Source organism: Stenotrophomonas sp. NRRL B-14846, assembly GCF_050473585.1.
Taxonomy (GTDB): domain Bacteria; phylum Pseudomonadota; class Gammaproteobacteria; order Xanthomonadales; family Xanthomonadaceae; genus Stenotrophomonas.
Genome location: NZ_JBFLUN010000015.1, coordinates 1 through 14843 on the forward strand (window position 1 = coordinate 1; position 14843 = coordinate 14843).

The 14843-nt window shown below is 67.9% G+C and carries 13 protein-coding genes and 5 pseudogenes; 7 read left to right on the plus strand and 11 right to left on the minus strand.

Annotated features, from left to right (window positions below; genetic code table 11):
• Both AB1281_RS01375 and AB1281_RS01380 read left to right on the plus strand, forming a co-directional pair.
• Positions 1-1092 (plus strand): annotated as a pseudogene (locus AB1281_RS01375) (discoidin domain-containing protein); the annotation flags it as partial.
• Positions 1093-1094: 2 nt separating this feature from the next.
• Positions 1095-2012 (plus strand): annotated as a pseudogene (locus tag AB1281_RS01380) (endonuclease/exonuclease/phosphatase family protein).
• 563 nt (positions 2013-2575) lie between these two features.
• On the opposite strand, the gene AB1281_RS01385 reads toward AB1281_RS01380, so the two are convergent.
• From AB1281_RS01385 to AB1281_RS01400, 4 genes and pseudogenes are all read right to left on the minus strand, one after another.
• Positions 2576-2704: a hypothetical protein gene (locus AB1281_RS01385; RefSeq protein ID WP_430344895.1), complete on the minus strand. Its 129-nt coding sequence runs from the start codon at positions 2702-2704 to the stop codon at positions 2576-2578.
• A gap of 63 nt (positions 2705-2767) precedes the next feature.
• Entirely contained in the window at positions 2768-3211 is a 444-nt protein-coding gene (locus AB1281_RS01390; RefSeq protein WP_430344896.1) for a hypothetical protein, read from the minus strand.
• Entirely contained in the window at positions 3123-4634 is a 1512-nt protein-coding gene (locus AB1281_RS01395; RefSeq protein WP_430344897.1) for a ribonuclease E/G, read from the minus strand. The genes AB1281_RS01390 and AB1281_RS01395 overlap by 89 nt, the downstream gene beginning before the upstream one ends.
• 106 nt (positions 4635-4740) lie before the next feature.
• Positions 4741-5475, minus strand: a pseudogene (locus AB1281_RS01400) (ribonuclease E/G); the annotation flags it as partial.
• 458 nt (positions 5476-5933) lie between these two features.
• Here AB1281_RS01400 and AB1281_RS01405 point away from each other — a divergent pair.
• Positions 5934-6859, plus strand: a pseudogene (locus AB1281_RS01405) (RluA family pseudouridine synthase).
• Positions 6860-6986: 127 nt separating this feature from the next.
• Here the strand turns inward: AB1281_RS01405 and zupT are convergent.
• The 3 genes from zupT to AB1281_RS01420 all read right to left on the minus strand — a co-directional run bounded on the left by zupT (position 6987) and on the right by AB1281_RS01420 (position 8659).
• Positions 6987-7796, minus strand: coding sequence for a zinc transporter ZupT (gene zupT, locus AB1281_RS01410; RefSeq protein WP_014037815.1), 810 nt, complete (start codon positions 7794-7796; stop codon positions 6987-6989).
• A gap of 99 nt (positions 7797-7895) precedes the next feature.
• A complete protein-coding gene (locus AB1281_RS01415) occupies positions 7896-8312 on the minus strand; it encodes an energy transducer TonB (protein WP_014037814.1) in 417 nt (138 codons plus the stop codon).
• On the minus strand, positions 8309-8659 hold the full coding sequence (locus tag AB1281_RS01420; protein ID WP_006456031.1) for a 4a-hydroxytetrahydrobiopterin dehydratase: 351 nt from the start codon (positions 8657-8659) through the stop codon (positions 8309-8311). The genes AB1281_RS01415 and AB1281_RS01420 overlap by 4 nt, the downstream gene beginning before the upstream one ends.
• 90 nt (positions 8660-8749) lie before the next feature.
• Between AB1281_RS01420 and AB1281_RS01425 the strand changes: the two genes are divergently transcribed.
• Together AB1281_RS01425 and AB1281_RS01430 are read left to right on the plus strand one after the other, a co-directional pair.
• A complete protein-coding gene (locus AB1281_RS01425; protein WP_014037813.1) occupies positions 8750-9349 on the plus strand; it encodes an NfuA family Fe-S biogenesis protein in 600 nt (199 codons plus the stop codon).
• 10 nt (positions 9350-9359) lie between these two features.
• Positions 9360-11120 carry a hypothetical protein gene (locus AB1281_RS01430; RefSeq protein ID WP_430344898.1) on the plus strand — a complete coding sequence of 587 codons (1761 nt, stop codon included), beginning with the start codon at positions 9360-9362 and terminating at the stop codon, positions 11118-11120.
• Between the two features lie 144 nt (positions 11121-11264).
• Here AB1281_RS01430 and AB1281_RS01435 read toward each other — a convergent pair whose 3' ends face one another.
• Together AB1281_RS01435 and AB1281_RS01440 are read right to left on the minus strand one after the other, a co-directional pair.
• A complete protein-coding gene (locus AB1281_RS01435) occupies positions 11265-11678 on the minus strand; it encodes a barstar family protein (RefSeq protein ID WP_430344899.1) in 414 nt (137 codons plus the stop codon).
• Positions 11678-12130, minus strand: coding sequence for a ribonuclease domain-containing protein (locus tag AB1281_RS01440; protein WP_430344900.1), 453 nt, complete (start codon positions 12128-12130; stop codon positions 11678-11680). Before AB1281_RS01440 ends, AB1281_RS01435 begins: the two co-directional genes overlap by 1 nt.
• A 219-nt stretch (positions 12131-12349) precedes the next feature.
• On the opposite strand from AB1281_RS01440, the gene AB1281_RS01445 reads away from it, so the two are divergent.
• A complete protein-coding gene (locus AB1281_RS01445; protein WP_005410310.1) occupies positions 12350-12961 on the plus strand; it encodes a superoxide dismutase in 612 nt (203 codons plus the stop codon).
• A 128-nt stretch (positions 12962-13089) separates the two neighbouring features.
• Here the strand turns inward: AB1281_RS01445 and AB1281_RS01450 are convergent, their stop codons facing one another.
• Together AB1281_RS01450 and AB1281_RS01455 are read right to left on the minus strand one after the other, a co-directional pair.
• The gene (locus AB1281_RS01450) at positions 13090-13407 is read right to left on the minus strand and encodes a hypothetical protein (RefSeq protein ID WP_430344901.1); all 318 of its coding nucleotides are present in this window, start codon (positions 13405-13407) and stop codon (positions 13090-13092) included.
• The gene (locus AB1281_RS01455; protein ID WP_430344902.1) at positions 13407-13895 is read right to left on the minus strand and encodes an endonuclease/exonuclease/phosphatase family protein; all 489 of its coding nucleotides are present in this window, start codon (positions 13893-13895) and stop codon (positions 13407-13409) included. The genes AB1281_RS01450 and AB1281_RS01455 overlap by 1 nt, the downstream gene beginning before the upstream one ends.
• Before the next feature lie 205 nt (positions 13896-14100).
• On the opposite strand from AB1281_RS01455, the pseudogene AB1281_RS01460 reads away from it, so the two are divergent.
• Positions 14101-14843: pseudogene (locus tag AB1281_RS01460) on the plus strand (MFS transporter); the annotation flags it as partial.

The following is a 14843-nucleotide window of genomic DNA, read 5'->3' on the forward strand; positions in this document are numbered from 1 at the left end:
CACCGGTGACAGCACTTTCGCCGAGCTGATGTGGCCGCATGTGCAGGGCGCCTACAGCTACATGGAGCAGCTGCGCGCCAGCGAGCGCACGGACGAGAATCGTTGCGCGCAATCCGGCGTTCTACGGGATGATGCCGGCCTCGATCAGCCACGAAGGCTATTCGGCCAAGCCGATGCATTCGTACTGGGATAATTTCTGGGCGTTGCGCGGCTACAAGGACGCGGCATCGCTGGCGGCCCAGCTGGGCAAGGTCGAGGCGATGCAGATCGCCGAATCGCGTGATCAGTTCCGTGATGACCTGCAGGCTTCGCTGCTGTCGGCGATGCAGCAGCACAACATCGATTACCTGCCGGGTTCGGCCGAGCTTGGCGATTTCGATGCGACCTCGACTACCATCGCGCTGGCCCCGGGCGGTGAGCAGGGGCGCCTTCCCGCTAGCAGGCGTTGGACGCAACCTTCGAGCGCTATTGGAAGGAATTCGTGGCGCGTCGCGATGGCAACGCGCGAGTGGAAGGACTACACGCCCTATGAGTGGCGCAACGTAGCTGCCTTCGTCCGCCTGGGCTGGCGTGATCGCGCCTGGCAGGCGACCGAGTTCTTCTTCAAGGACCGTGCGCCGCAGGCCTGGAACCAGTGGGCCGAAGTGGTTTCGCGCACGCCACGCAAGCCGTTCTTCGTCGGTGACCTGCCGCATGCCTGGGTGGCCTCGGACTTCGTGCGCTCGGCCTTGGACATGTTCGCCTACAGCCGTGACATGGACGATGCACTGGTGCTTGCCGCCGGCATTCCGACCGCCTGGCTGCAGGGCGAGGGCATCGCCGTGCAGGGACTGCGCACGCCGCAGGGCCAGCTCAACTACCGCCTGCAGCGCAGCGACAAGCAGCTGGTGCTGGAGGTGCAGCCGGGCCTGGTGCCACCGGTCGGTGGCGTGGTGCTGCCGTGGCCGTATGCGGGCGATCCGGGCGAGGCGACCATCAACGGCGAAGCGGCCGAGTGGGGTCAACAAGGAACTGCACGTGCACCAGCTGCCGGCGCGGGTCGAGATCGACGTACCGAGCGCGGTGCGCCGCGCCGAACGCAAGGGGCAGTAACGATGAAGCAACAGGGGGCAGGGGTGCGCGCGACGGTGCGCGCCCTGGGGCTGGCCATTGCATTGGCATTGCCGGGCGTGATGATGGCGGCCGAACCGGCTGCCACGACCGCGGCGTCCGACGTTGCCAGCGCGCCGGGCATGAGCATGGTCACCTTCAACCTGCATCATGGACCGCGAAGACTGGCCGAGCCGGCGCCGCACCATCCTGGCCGAGCTCAAGCGCCTGCAGCCGGATGCGGTTGCCCTGCAGGAGGTGATCCAGCGCCGTAACGTGCGCAACCAGGCGCAATGGCTGGCCAGCCAGCTCGGCTACAAGTATGTGTTTCGTGTCCACCGATCCGGTGGGCGCACCGAAGCGCTACGGCAATGCGTTGCTGACCCGGCGGCCGATCCTCGCCCAGGGGGATCATCTGCTGCTGCCGTTGGACGACTACCGCACGGTGGCTCACCTGCGCATCGACGTCGAAGGCACGCCGGTGAACGTCTACGCCACGCATCTCAACGAGCGCAACGACGAGAGTGGCCACGGCATCCGTCGTACCCAGGTCGAGGACCTGCTGCGCTTCATCACCGCTACCTCGGCCGGCGCGCCGGTGGTGATCGCCGGCGACTTCAATGCGCTGGTGGACGCAGGCGACCTGAGCGAGCTGCGCAGCCATTACGGCGACAGCTATGGCAGCGTGCACGTCAACACCGACTCTGACCGGCGTCAGTACGTTGAACCGGCACTATTACCAGGCGCCCTCGCGCATCGACCACATCTTCTTCCAGCAGGACCGGATGGTCGCGCGCGAGGCCAAACTCCTGTTCGACCAGCCCGATGACAGCGGTCGCTGGGCGTCGGATCATTACGGGGTCTGGACCCGCCTGCAGTTCGCCCCGGCGCCGCTGACGCCGCGGGGCGTCATGCTCTGGTAGGTGCCAACCCTGGTTGGCACCGGCGTGTCCGCGTGCATTGAATCAACGGCGCCAACCAAGGTTGGCCTCTACCAGAGCGCTGCACGCGCCCGACGCACAAACAAAAACGGCGGGGATCATCGATCCCCGCCGTTTCGTTTTCTACGCGATCACAGCGCGATCAGTTTGCCGGCGGCGTGCGCTTGGGCGGCGTCCTCGTCTTCTTCCTCGGCCTTGGCTTCTGCGGCCTGCGCGGCGGCGTCGGCGTGGCCATCGGCGACCGGATCGATCGACGGCTGTCACCACCGCATCGGCGACCGGGGGCCGCAGCTTCCACCGGCGCAGCTTCGACCGCCACCGGAGCGACCGGCTGTTCGGCGACCGGCGCAGTCTCGACGATCGGCTTGGCTTCAACCGCGGGAGCGGCCTCCACCACCGGGGCAGCCTCAACCGCCAGCGGCTGGATTTCAACCCACCGGGGGCCGCTTCAACAACCTGCGGCTTCGATTCCACGATCGGTGCAGCCTCGGCGACGACCGGCTTCACTTCGGCCACCGGGAGTGGCTTCAGCGACCGGGGCAACCTCAACCACCACCGGCTTCGCTTCGACCGCCGGGGCTGTCGCTACCCGCCGGCTGGGCCGGGGTCGCAGCGTCGATGGCATCGAGCATGCTGGTCTGCACCGGCGACGACGCCGGTTCGGCCTTGGCCACGGTTTCGACCCGGAGCCTGTACCTCGGCCACGACCGGCGCAGGGGCATCGACCACCGCGCTGCTCACCACCGCGACCGGTGCGGCGACAACAGCGGCGGCGGCGCGGACCGGCTTCTCGGCTTCGGCAGCGGTCGGTTCGGCTTCGTCATCGAAATCGAATTCCGGCTGCGAACGGGCCGGCCTGCGCAGCGGCGACCGGAGTGGCCCCGGCAGCGTTGTCGTTGCTTGGCTCGCGACATCAGCAACATCGGTGTCATCACTGTCGTCCGCGTCGTCCTGGTCATCGCCCAGGCCGTCGTTGCCGGCAGCGTTCTCGGCGCCACCACGGCGACGGCGACGGCCACCACGACGGCCACGGCGGCGGCGGGGTCCGCGCCTTCACCGGCCTGCTCGCCGTTGGCGTCGAGGGCAGCCTCTTCACCGGTCACGGCATTCGCCTCGGCCTCGTTGCCGGCGTTGGCAGTGGTGTCGGCCGGTGCGGCGGCCTCCGGCGAAGCGGCAGCCATCGGGTGCAACCGGCGCCACCGGCGCGGTCGCTTCCTGAGCGGTCACCACGTTGGCGGCGACCGCCGTGGCGGCCACGGCGGCAGCCGCGGTCACGGCCTCGGCCGGTGCCTCGGCGGCGCTGCGCTGCGGCTTCTCGGCCGGCTTGTCACCGTCCTGCTGCTGGCGCGGCTGCTTGGGCTGCTTCAGCTTCGGCTGCTGCTGGTTCTGGTTCTGGCCCTGCTGCTCGTTGCGCGGCTTGTTCTGCTGCTGCGGCTGCTGGCCGTCCTTCTGCTGCGGCTCCTTCTGCTTGCCCTGCTGCGGCTGCTGCTGGGCATTGCCGTTGTTGCCGTTGCGGCCGTCCTTGCGCTGCTCACCACGGTCCTTGCGGTTGCCGCCGTCCTTCTGCTGCTGCGCATTGCCGTTGCCGCCGTTGCCACGGCTGTCGTCGCGGCGCTCCTTGCGGTCCTTGTTGCGATCCTTGTTGCGGTCCTTGCGGCCGCCGTCCTGCTGCTGGCGGGCGACAGGGGCCGCCGGTGCCGGTGCCGGCGCCGGTTCGCCACCGAACACGCGCTTGAGCCAACCGATCACGCCGCCGCTCGGGGCCGCTGCAACCGGCGCTGCCACGACCGGGGCCGGGGGCCCCCCCGCTGCGGCCGGCTCCACTTCCTCGCGCACCGGGGCGGGGGAGGTGTGCTTGACCTGGGTCCACCGCCGGCGGGCGGGATGTTCAGCTGGCCCTTGGTCAGGGCGTGCACCGGCAGCTTGCGCGGGGGTGCCGCGCTGGTAGCTGGGCTTGTTGCTCTCTTCACCCAGCTCGTTCTCGCGCAGGCGGGTGACGGTGTAGTGCGGGGTGTGCAGCTGCTCGTCGGCGACGATCACGATCGGCGCCTCGTGGCGCTGTCGATCTCGCGCAGGGCGCTGCGCTTTTCGTTCAGCAGGTAAATGGGCGATCTCCACCGGGGCCTGCACCAGCACCTGCCCGGTGTTCTCCTTCATCGCGTGCTCTTCGGCAACGCGGATGATCGACAGCGACAGCGACTCGACGCTGCGCATGCGGCCGTGGCCGTCGCAGCGCGGGCAGACGATCTGGCTGGATTCACCCAGGCTCGGGCGCAGGCGCTGGCGGCTCATTTCCAGCAGGCCGAAGCGCGAGATGCGGCCGACCTGAACGCGGGCACGGTCGTACTTCAGCGCGTTGGCGAGGCGGTTCTCGACTTCGCGCTGGTGCTTGTTGGAGGCCATGTCGATGAAGTCGATCACCACCAGGCCGCCCAGGTCGCGCAGGCGCAGCTGGCGGGCCACTTCCTCGGCCGCTTCCAGGTTGGTCTGGAATGCGGTGTCCTCGATGTCGCTGCCCTTGGTGGCGCGCGAGGAGTTCACGTCGACCGCGGTCAGCGCTTCGGTCTGGTCGACCACGATCGAGCCGCCCGACGGCAGGCGCACGTTGCGCTCGTAGGCACCTTCGATCTGCGATTCGATCTGGAAGCGGGTTGAACAGCGGGATGTCGTCCTTGTAGTGCTTGAGCTTGCGCAGGGTCTGCGGCATCACCTGCTGCATGAACTCGCGGGCGTGCTCGTACATCTCCTCGGTGTCCACCAGGATCTCGCCGATGTCGGCGCGCAGGTAGTCACGCAGGGCGCGCACGATCAGGCGCGATTCCTGGTAGATCAGGAACGGGGCCGGCTTGCTCAACGCGGCTTCGGCGATGGCGCGCCAGACGTTGAGCAGGTAGTCCAGGTCCCACTGCAGCTCTTCCGCATCGCGGCCGACGCCGGCGGTACGGATGATCACGCCCATGTCGTCGGGGATGTTCAGCTTGTCCAGGGCGTCCTTCAGTGCGGCCCGGTCTTCACCCTCGATGCGGCGGGAGACACCGCCGGCGCTGGGCGAGTTCGGCATCAGCACCATGTAGCGGCCGGCCAGCGAGATGAACGTGGTCAGGGCGGCGCCCTTGTTGCCACGCTCTTCCTTGTCCACCTGGACGACGATCTCCTGGCCTTCCTTCAGCAGCTCGCGGATGCCGGCCTTGTTGTGGTCGACACCGGCCTGGAAGTAGTCGCGGGAGATTTCCTTCAGCGGCAGGAAGCCATGGCGGCCACCGCCGTACTCGACGAAGGCGGCTTCCAGCGAGGGCTCGATGCGGAAGATCCGGCCCTTGTAGATGTTGGACTTCTTCTGTTCCTTCGACGGCTGTTCGATGTCGATGTCATACAACGACTGGCCATCCACGATGGCAACACGCAGCTCTTCAGCCTGCGTGGCGTTGATCAGCATTCGCTTCATTGTTGCGTTCCTCGCAAGCGGCTACCGCGCGGAACGCCATGGGGTTTCGCCTCTGGACACGGTTCGCCGCCCATTCGCGCAAGCGCGGGGAGGGCGGCTTGGGTTTCCAGCGCTACGACACCACGGCAGGCCGCGGGAGCGCTTCACTCTTATGGGTTTTGGGGTGTTACAGGCCGCAGGCAGCTGTCAGCCAGGCTGGAGCGCCACGCGGGACATGTTCAGCACGGTTGCGTGTCAGGCATCCGGCGATGGCCGGGAAGGCCGGTGAGCCGCTAACATGGCCGCCCCGCGGGCGGTGGTCGCGCACTGTGCCGGATTCGTCGGAAGCTGGGCTTCTGGCCCTGAGTAACTTCCAACGAAATCAATCCCTTATCTCGCCCCCCGAGTGTAACAGAATAAACAGCCTGATTACTGCCCAAGACCCCACCAAACCCGCTGGCGACAAGCCTTCCGTGCGCATGATCACCGTTCCCGCCGACCGCGCCGGCCAGCGCCTGGACAACTTCCTGCTCGGCCAGCTGAAGGGTGCCCCGCGCAGCCTGGTCTACAAGCTGGTGCGCAGCGGCCAGGTACGGGGTGAATGGTGGCCGCGCCAAGGCCGAACGCAAGCTCGAGGCCGGAGACGAGGTGCGTGTGCCGCCAGTTCGTCTCACCGAAGAGGGGAGACAAGGCCGGTCCGCCGGAGGCGTTCATGCGCCGCCTGGAGCAGGCCATCGTCTTCGAGGATGCCCGCCTGCTGGCCCTGAACAAGCCCACCGGCGTGGCCAGCCACGGCGGCAGCGGCATCAGCTTCGGCGCCATCGAGACCCTGCGCGCCCTGCGCCCGGGCCAGACCCTGGAGCTGGTCCATCGGCTGGATCGCGACACCTCGGGCCTTCTGATCGTCGCCAAGAAGCGTTCGGCGTTGAGCGAGCTGCAGGCGCTGTTGCGTGAAGACCACGGCGCCGGCATCCGCAAGCGCTACCTGACCCTGCTGGCCGGGCGCATGCCCGACGGCGTGATGACGGTCGATGCGCCGCTGCACGTGGGCCTGCGCCAGGGCGGCGAGCGCCATGTGCAGGTCAATGCGATCGGCAAGGAATCGATCAGCCACTTCCGTGTGCTGGAACGCCGCGGGGGCCATTCCTACTGCGAGGTGCGCATCGAGACCGGTCGTACCCACCAGATCCGCGTGCATGCCCAGCATCTGGGGCATCCGGTGGCTGGTGACGATAAATACGGCGATCCTGCGGTCAACAAGCGGCTTCGTGAGCAGATCGGGCTGAAGCGCCTGTTCCTGCACGCAGCCTCGCTGGAGTTCGCACTGGACGACGGCAAGAGCCCCTACGTGCTGAACGCGCCGCTGGCCGACGAGCTGGTCGAGGCGCTGGACCGGCTGCGCTGAAGCTGGCGCCGGGCCGTGCCCGGCGCTCCCGTTGTAGAGTCGAGCCATGCTCGACTGCGCTTCGGTCGGGTCGTGCGGAAAGCCAGTCGAGCATGGCTCGACTCTACAGGGCGGGTCGTAAACCCCCTCACCACTTGAACAGCACCAGGCTGATCGCCAGCGTGCCCATGCCTGCCACCAGCCCGTAAACCGTCTCGTGGCCCTTCGCATAGCGCTTGGCCGCCGGCAGTAGTTCATCCAGCGCCAGGAACACCATCACGCCGGCGATCAGCCCGAACACCCAGCCGAACGTGGCGTGCGACAGCGATCCGGACAGCAGCCAGTAGCCGAGCGCCGCGCCCACCGGTTCGGCCAGGCCCGACAGCAGGCTGGCGCTGAACGCGTAGAACTTGTTCTGGGTGGCGAAGTACACCGGCACCGCAATGGCGATGCCCTCGGGGATGTTGTGGATGGCGATGGCGAAGGCCAGCGGCATGCCCACCGACGGGCTCTCCAGCGTCGCGAAGAAGGTTGCGAGCCCTTCCGGGAAATTGTGCGCGGTGATCGCGATCGAGGTCAGCAGAGCGACGCGCTTCAGGTACTCGCGGCTGTTCTCGCGGAACGCCGGGTCCTGCTTGTCCAGGCTGTCATGCGGGTTCGGAATGAAGTGGTCGATCAGCACGATCACGATCACGCCCAGCAGAAAGGCCAGGGTGCCGTAGGTGAAGCCGGTGCGCTCGCCATAGGCCAGGGCGAACGACGCAATGGACTTGTTGAGGATCTCCGACAGCGACACATAGACCATCGCGCCACCGGCGAAGGCCAGGCCGAAGGCCAGCAGGCGCGGATTCGGCCGGCGCGAGAACAGCACCAGCAGGCTGCCGATCGCGGTGGCGAGGCCGGCCGCAAGGGTGACCGCCAGCGCGATCCAGATGTTCTCGGGGGGAATCTGCAGCATCTACCGACGCGGTCCTGGTCAACAGACAACCGCCCCGGGCAGTGCCGGGGCGGCGAGGGCGAGGCGGGCGTCGGCTGGCCTCGTCGGGTGTGCGCGCGATCAGCCGCCGCGGCGCAGGCGTTCTTCGATGGCGAAGCACTGGTCCGGCTTCGGCTGCGGCGGGTTGAAGCTGACCGGCACCTGGATGGTGGCCGGCACCGGCTGGCCGTTGCGGGTGGCGGCATTGAACTGCCAGCCCTGCACGGCGGTCTTGGCCAGTTCGTCCAGCTGCGGGTTGCCGGCGCCTGTGAGCAGCGCCACTTCGCTCGGCTTGCCGTCGGTGCCGATGGTCACCTTGAAGGTGCTGGTGCCACCCACGCCCATGCAGGCCAGTTCCAGCGGGTACTGCGGCGGCGGCGTCTTCACCGCGGCCACTTCGGTCGGCGGCGGCGGTGGCGGTGCCGGCGGTTCGGACGTGCCACAGCCGGCCAGGCCGGTCGCAGCGATCAGGGACAGGCTCAGCAAACGTACGTTCATGGCAGTTGCTCCGTCAGGGCCGAAGTCTTTGCCGCGCAGATGAAGTCGTTCTCGCTCAGGCCGCCCACATCGTGGGTGGAGAAGCGCACGACCGCGCGGTCGTAGTGCACGCCCAGGTCCGGATGGTGGTCCTCGCGGTGGGCAATCCAGGCCAGCGCGTTCACGAAGGCCATGGTGGCGTAGTAATCCTTGAAGCGGAAGGTGCGCGACAGGGCCTGACCACCCTCGCTCAGCTCCCAGCCGGGAATCTGCGGCAGCAGTTCGGCCAGGCGGGCTTCGCCGAGCTTGTGGTCGCTGCCTTTGCGTGGCACGCAACGGGCCTGGGCCAGTGGAATCAGGTCGGCCATGGGAATCTCCACCTCGTGTTGACTGAACAATGCGCCGGACGGTGTATAAACCGAATGAGCGGCTGACGCTTACTTGGCTAGAATAGCCTGATGATCCAGATCTCCGACACTGCCCAGACCCATTTCCGCAAGTTGATCGAACGCGAGGGCGTGCCCGGCATGGGCGTGCGCCTGAGCGCGGTCGACCCCGGTACGCCGCGCGCCGATGCCCGGCTGGAATTCGCCGAACCGACCGACCTGCTCGGTGACGAGTGGGCGGTGGACTGCGATGGTTTCACCCTCTATGTGGACGCCGGCAGCGTTGGCTGGCTCGATGGCGCCGAGATCGACATCGTCGCCGGCACCGCCGGTGCCCAGCAGCTGACCATCAAGGCGCCGCGCATCAAGGGTGAAGCGCCCGGTGATGCCGCCTCGCTGGTCGAGCGCGTGCACTGGGTGGTGGAGAACGAAGTCAATCCGCAGCTGGCCTCGCATGGCGGCAAGGTGGCTGTGCAGGAAGTCTCGTCCGACGGCGTGGTGCTGTTGCGCTTCGGTGGTGGCTGCCAGGGCTGCGGCATGGCTGACGTGACGCTCAAGCAGGGCATCGAAAAGACCCTGATGGGCCGCGTGCCGGGCGTGACCGCCGTGCGCGACGCGACCGACCACGACAGCGGCCACGCGCCGTACATTCCGCGCGGCAACGTCGCCTGATCGCTGACGCGTGCCTCTGACCCGGGCCGAGCAACTCATTGACCTGCTGCTGGCGCGCCAGCAGCCCCGCGCCGTCCTCGAGAAGACCACGCGCCTGCCCTATGGCTGGGCGCTGTGGCTGCGCTCGCTGGGGCCGCTGCCGCGGCCGTTCCATGCCCGCGACGTGATCGCAGTTTTCCTGCCGCGCCCGCTGCCGGGCCCGCCCGGCCAGTCGCCGCGGCTGTCGCCGTGGCAGGCGCTGCGCCGTTTGTTCTGGCAGGACTGGGACGCCGCGCCGCGCGACCAGCGCTGGATGCGCTGGACCTCGGCACTGGTCAGTGCACTGCTGCACCTGCTGTTCTTCATGCTGCTGCTATGGGTGGCGGTGATCCGTACCACCGCGCCGGACGAAGAGGGCGCCGAGGGCGAGCGCGTGCAGGTGGAGTTCGTCGGCCGCGCCACGCAGGAAGGCGGTGGCGATCAGCCGGGCGCCGAAGCGGCTGCGGCCGCGGCGGCGGGTCGGGTTGCGACGGGCCAGGAGGCGGGCGCTGCCAAGGCCCCTGCGCCGCGTCCGGTGGCTGCCGAAGCCGCCGCCTCATCCCCGGCATCCGCGCCGACCGCCAGCATTCCACCACCGCCGGCCGAAGCCGAGCCCGCGCCGGTTGCCGCTCCGCCGCCTTCGCCCGTCCAGGCCACCGAAGTGGCGCAGGCCAGCACGGATTTCGTGGTGCCGCCGGTCAGTGTGCCGCGTACCGAAGTGAGCGTCGTGCCGCGTGACAGCACACCCGTTGTGCGCGAGCGCAGCGTGCAGCCGGTGCAGGCGCCGCCGGCGCCAAGCCAGGTGCGCACCCCGGAACTGGCCGTGCGCACGCCGCAGGTGCGTGACATCCAGGTGCGCGAACGCGAAGTCAGTACGGTCGATGCGCCGGTCGCACCACAACCGTTGCGCAGCGCGGAAATGCAGGTGCGCGTGCCGCAGCAGGACGTGCAGGTGCGCGAACGTGAAGTGCAGGCCGTGGCCGATCCGCAGGTGCGGATGGCGGCGGTGGCCGGACGTGAGCCCGCCGTACGCGCGCCCACCGGCCGCGACGTGCAGGTGCGCGAACGGGAGGTGGCCTCGGCACCGGTGGCAGCACCGGCATCTTCCAGTGGCAGTGCCACGGCGGCGCCTGCAACTGCGGCCCAGGGCAGCGCGACGCAGGCGAGCAGCAGCACGCGTCCGTCAGCGTCCAGCAATACACCGGCGAACGCAGGAGCGCACCCGGCGCCCGATCCAGGCAACTGGGCGACACCTGCCAAGGGCGATGACTGGGGGTCTTCCAGCCGCAACCGTGACGGTGCCAGCAGTGGCGCCCGCCAGGCCAGCACTGCCGGCAAGGGCAGCGGCCTGTTCAATGCCGATGGCAGCGTGCGCGTGCCGGGCCAGGAAGGCGATGGCCATGCCGAGCGCGGTGCGCCCGGTGGTGCCAATGATGGCTGGAGCAAGGAGCGCATCGCGCAGTCGGGCACATGGCTGAAGCGCCCGCCGTACGACTACACGCCGACGTCGTTCGACAAATACTGGGTGCCGCAGGAATCGCTGCTGGCCGAATGGGTGCGCAAGGGCGTCAAGGCGATGGAGATTCCATTGCCGGGCACCAACACAAGGATCTCCTGCGTCATTTCGATCCTGCAGGCCGGTGGCGGCTGTGGCCTGACCAACCCCAACATGCAGGACCAGCCGGCCGTGGCACGACCGCCGCCGGACATCCCGTTCAAGAAAGAGCTGCAGGAAGATAACGGGAGCCGCTAGCGCGTCGGCCGCGCCCCACGCACTGGCCGGCTCGCGCTTTGGTAGGTGCCAACCTTGGTTGGCACAGAAATGCCGACCAAGGTCGGCGTCTACCAAGGCATCAGCGCATGCCGATCAAGGTCGGCATCCACCAGGGCAGTGCTCTTACGCGCTCTGCGACAGGAACACCCAGAACGGTACGTCGCGGCCGACCCAGTCGCGGCTGGTCTCGTCCATCACGTCCAGCAGGGTGTCGAAGTCCTTCTGCGCACCAGCGCGCAACGTGTCCACGTCGGCCAGGAACAGCGCGTAGCCATTGGCCGGCAGCCATTGCAGGTCGCGCAGGTTGTCCGACAGCGCATCCCAGTTGCCGCCGAAACCGGTCGGGAAATCCAGCTGTGCGGCCAGCCGGGCGAGCAGGGTGCGCTTGTCGGCGACGCCCTCCAGATCGATGCGGATCACCTTCAGGCCGGCATCGCGCATCGCCGCGGCCAGTGCGTCGATGTCATCGCTGTCGATGGCATAGACGCCGGCATTGTTGATGTCGTGCAGGCCGAGGCCGAAATCATCGTGGCTCATCACTGCGCTCCCTGGGCCGGTACGGTGAAGCTGCGGAATGATGCGTAATGGTCGTCGGTGTAGTACCACGCTTCCGGCGGATCGCCGCCGGTGACGATGCGGCGCGTGCCGCGGGTACGCGCGCCGGGGGTGTCGACGGTGTATTCGCGGTAATAGCCGCGTGTGCGCTGCGGCAGTTGCTGCTCGCGGTTGCCGAAGGTGCTGCCGTCCTGGCGGTGTGGGAACGGACCGCCACGCTGGATCAGGGCGATGGTCGCGCGCGCTTCGGCGGGCAGGAACGCGGGAAGTCCGCTGTCCTTGCCGGGCGAGGCGGTGGCCGGCGCGCGTGCGGCGGGCGTGCCCTGCAGATCGGGCGCGAACTGTGGCGCCGGCGGCCGCTGCAGGAAATGGTTGACGACCAGGCCGAGCAGCAGCAGGGCGATGGCGGTGATCAGCAGCCGGGGGTTGCGCATGGGCAGGGGCGGGCGAGGGTGGTGGACGCACTGTAGCGCCTGCGCGCTGCATGGTGCATGAGGAGGGCGCCGCGTCACTGCTGCGTAACAATTGCCGTCGTGCTCACTGGCAGGACGCAATTTCCTTTACATCCCCCTTGGTAATCTGGCGGTCTGTCCCCATCATTCACCGCGCACCGCCCGACACCGTCGGGTGCCCTCGCAATCAGGAGATGCATCATGGCCTACACCCTGCCCAAGCTGTCCTACGCCTACGACGCGCTGGAACCGCATATCGATGCGGCGACGATGGAAATCCATCACACCAAGCATCACCAGACCTACATCAACAACGTCAACGCGGCGCTGGAAGGCACCGAGTACGCTGACCTGCCGGTCGAAGAGCTGGTGAAGAAGCTCAAGTCGCTGCCGGAGAACCTGCAGGGCCCGGTGCGCAACAACGGTGGTGGCCATGCCAACCACTCGCTGTTCTGGACCGTGATGGCCCCGAATGCCGGTGGCAACCCGGTGGGCGACGTGGCCAAGGCCATCGACAAGGACCTGGGCGGCTTCGACAAGTTCAAGGATGCCTTCACCAAGGCAGCGCTGACCCGTTTCGGCAGCGGCTGGGCGTGGCTGAGCGTGACCCCGGACAAGAAGGTCGTGGTCGAGAGCACCGGCAACCAGGACAGCCCGCTGATGGAAGGCAACACCCCCATCCTCGGCCTGGACGTGTGGGAACACGCGTACTACCTGAAGTACCAGAACCGCCGCCCGGAATACATCGGCGCGTTCTTCAACGTCATCGACTGGAACGAAGTCGAGCGCCGTTACCAGGAAGCGATCGCCTGATCGCGGTAGCGGGATGAACTGAAGAGGCCGGGGGAGACCCGGCCTTTTTGTTGCAGTCGTCATTCGGTAGTGCCGGCCGCTGGCCGGCAACCGTGTGGTGCCGGGGAGCCGGTCAGCGGCGGCACTGCCTATTCCGCGGTGGCCGTATCGCCCTGCAGGCGAAGGGTGGCCAACACGCCCAGGCGCAGGCCGGGCAGGTCGCCGTCGGCCGGCAGCAGGATCGGCTGCTGGCGGATGCCGCCGAAGTGCTTGACCTGGAACAGCACGTCCAGGCCGTGGCCGCTGCTGCCCCCCCCACTGGCCGCCGGCGCTTCGGCGCGGCCGCCGGGATTGCGCCGGGCCGGCTGGAAACCCGGCGTGCTGCGCACCAGTTCCACCGTGTTGGCCGAGAAATCGCCGGCAATCAGGCTGGGCATGCCTTCGGCGGTGGCGCCGATCCAGGTCATCAGGTCGCTGGTCTGTGCTGGCGGGCGGTGGCCTCGTCCGGGTCCGGACGCAGCCGCGCCACATAGATGTTGACCAGCGCCTCGCCCAGCTTCAGCCGCATCATGCCGGCCGCGCTGAAGGTGCCGGGAGGGTGCAGCAGGGTCACGCCGTCCTCGCTGACCGGCAGCCGGGTCAGCATGGCGTTGCCATGCCGCAGTGGCTGGCTCGGCGGATCGGCGGTAACGAAGTCGCAGCTGTAGCGCAGCCGGCTGGCCAGCCAGCAGGCCGGGTTGCGGCCCTGCTGCTGCAGCACCTGCTGCACCGAGATCACGTCCGGTTGCAGCTCGGTCAGCAGCTGTGCGACCTGCTCGCGGCGCTGCTTCCATTGCGCGTCATCGCGGCTGGGCAGTTCCAGCGCGGCCACGGTCAGTTGCCGGGGCTCGCTCTCGCTGGCGGCGGCGGCCGGCGCCTGCGGGCGGGCCTGTGCCTGCAACGCCAGCAGCAGCAAGAGACAGCTGAGCAGGAGGCGGGGCCGTGGGCGAGGGGGCGCATAACGATAAGTTTACGCTTTTGTCGTGCAGGTGCCGTGACTTCCGGCAGGGCGGGATGGCCTGCCATGGATTGGCACCGTTGTCATGCAGCCCTGCAGCGTGCTTCGCAAGCCCCGGTTCCGGTAACCTTGCGCCTTTCGCTTTGCAGGAATGCCTTACAGGATGAGCCACGACGCAGTCGCCCCCATCGCCGGCCAAGGAAAGATGCCGCGCCAGATTCCGTACATCATCGGCAATGAGGCCTGCGAACGGTTCAGTTTCTACGGGATGCGCAACATCCTGGTGCAGTTCCTGATCACCTCGCTGCTGCTGCAGGAAATCACTGCAGAAGGCCGTGCCGGTGAAGCCAAGGACATCATGCACAGCTTCATGATCGGCGTGTATTTCTTCCCGCTGCTCGGTGGCTGGCTGGCCGACAAGTTCTCGGCAAATACCACACCATCCTCTGGTTCAGCCTGGTCTACTGCGCCGGCCACCTGTGCCTGGCGCTGTTCGAGACAGCCGCGAAGGCTTCTTCCTCGGCCTGGGCCTGATCGCGCTCGGCGCCGGTGGCATCAAGCCGCTGGTGCCTCGTTCATGGGCGACCAGTTCGACCAGAGCAACAAGCACCTGGCGAAGATTGTCTCGACGCCTTCTACTGGATCATCAATTTCGGCTCGCTGTTCGCCTCGCTGCTGATTCGCTGGTGCTGAAGAACTGGGGCCCGCGAGTGGGCGTTCGGCATCCCGGGCATCCTGATGTTCATCGCTACCTTCGTGTTCTGGCTGGGCCGCAAGCGCTACGTGCTGGTGCCGCTGCGCCGAAGGATCCGCATTCGTTCGCCATGTGGTGCGCACCGCGCTGACCGCGCGCGTGGCCGGCCAGGGCCGTCCGGGCCTGGTGATCGCCGTGCTTGGCCTGGTGCT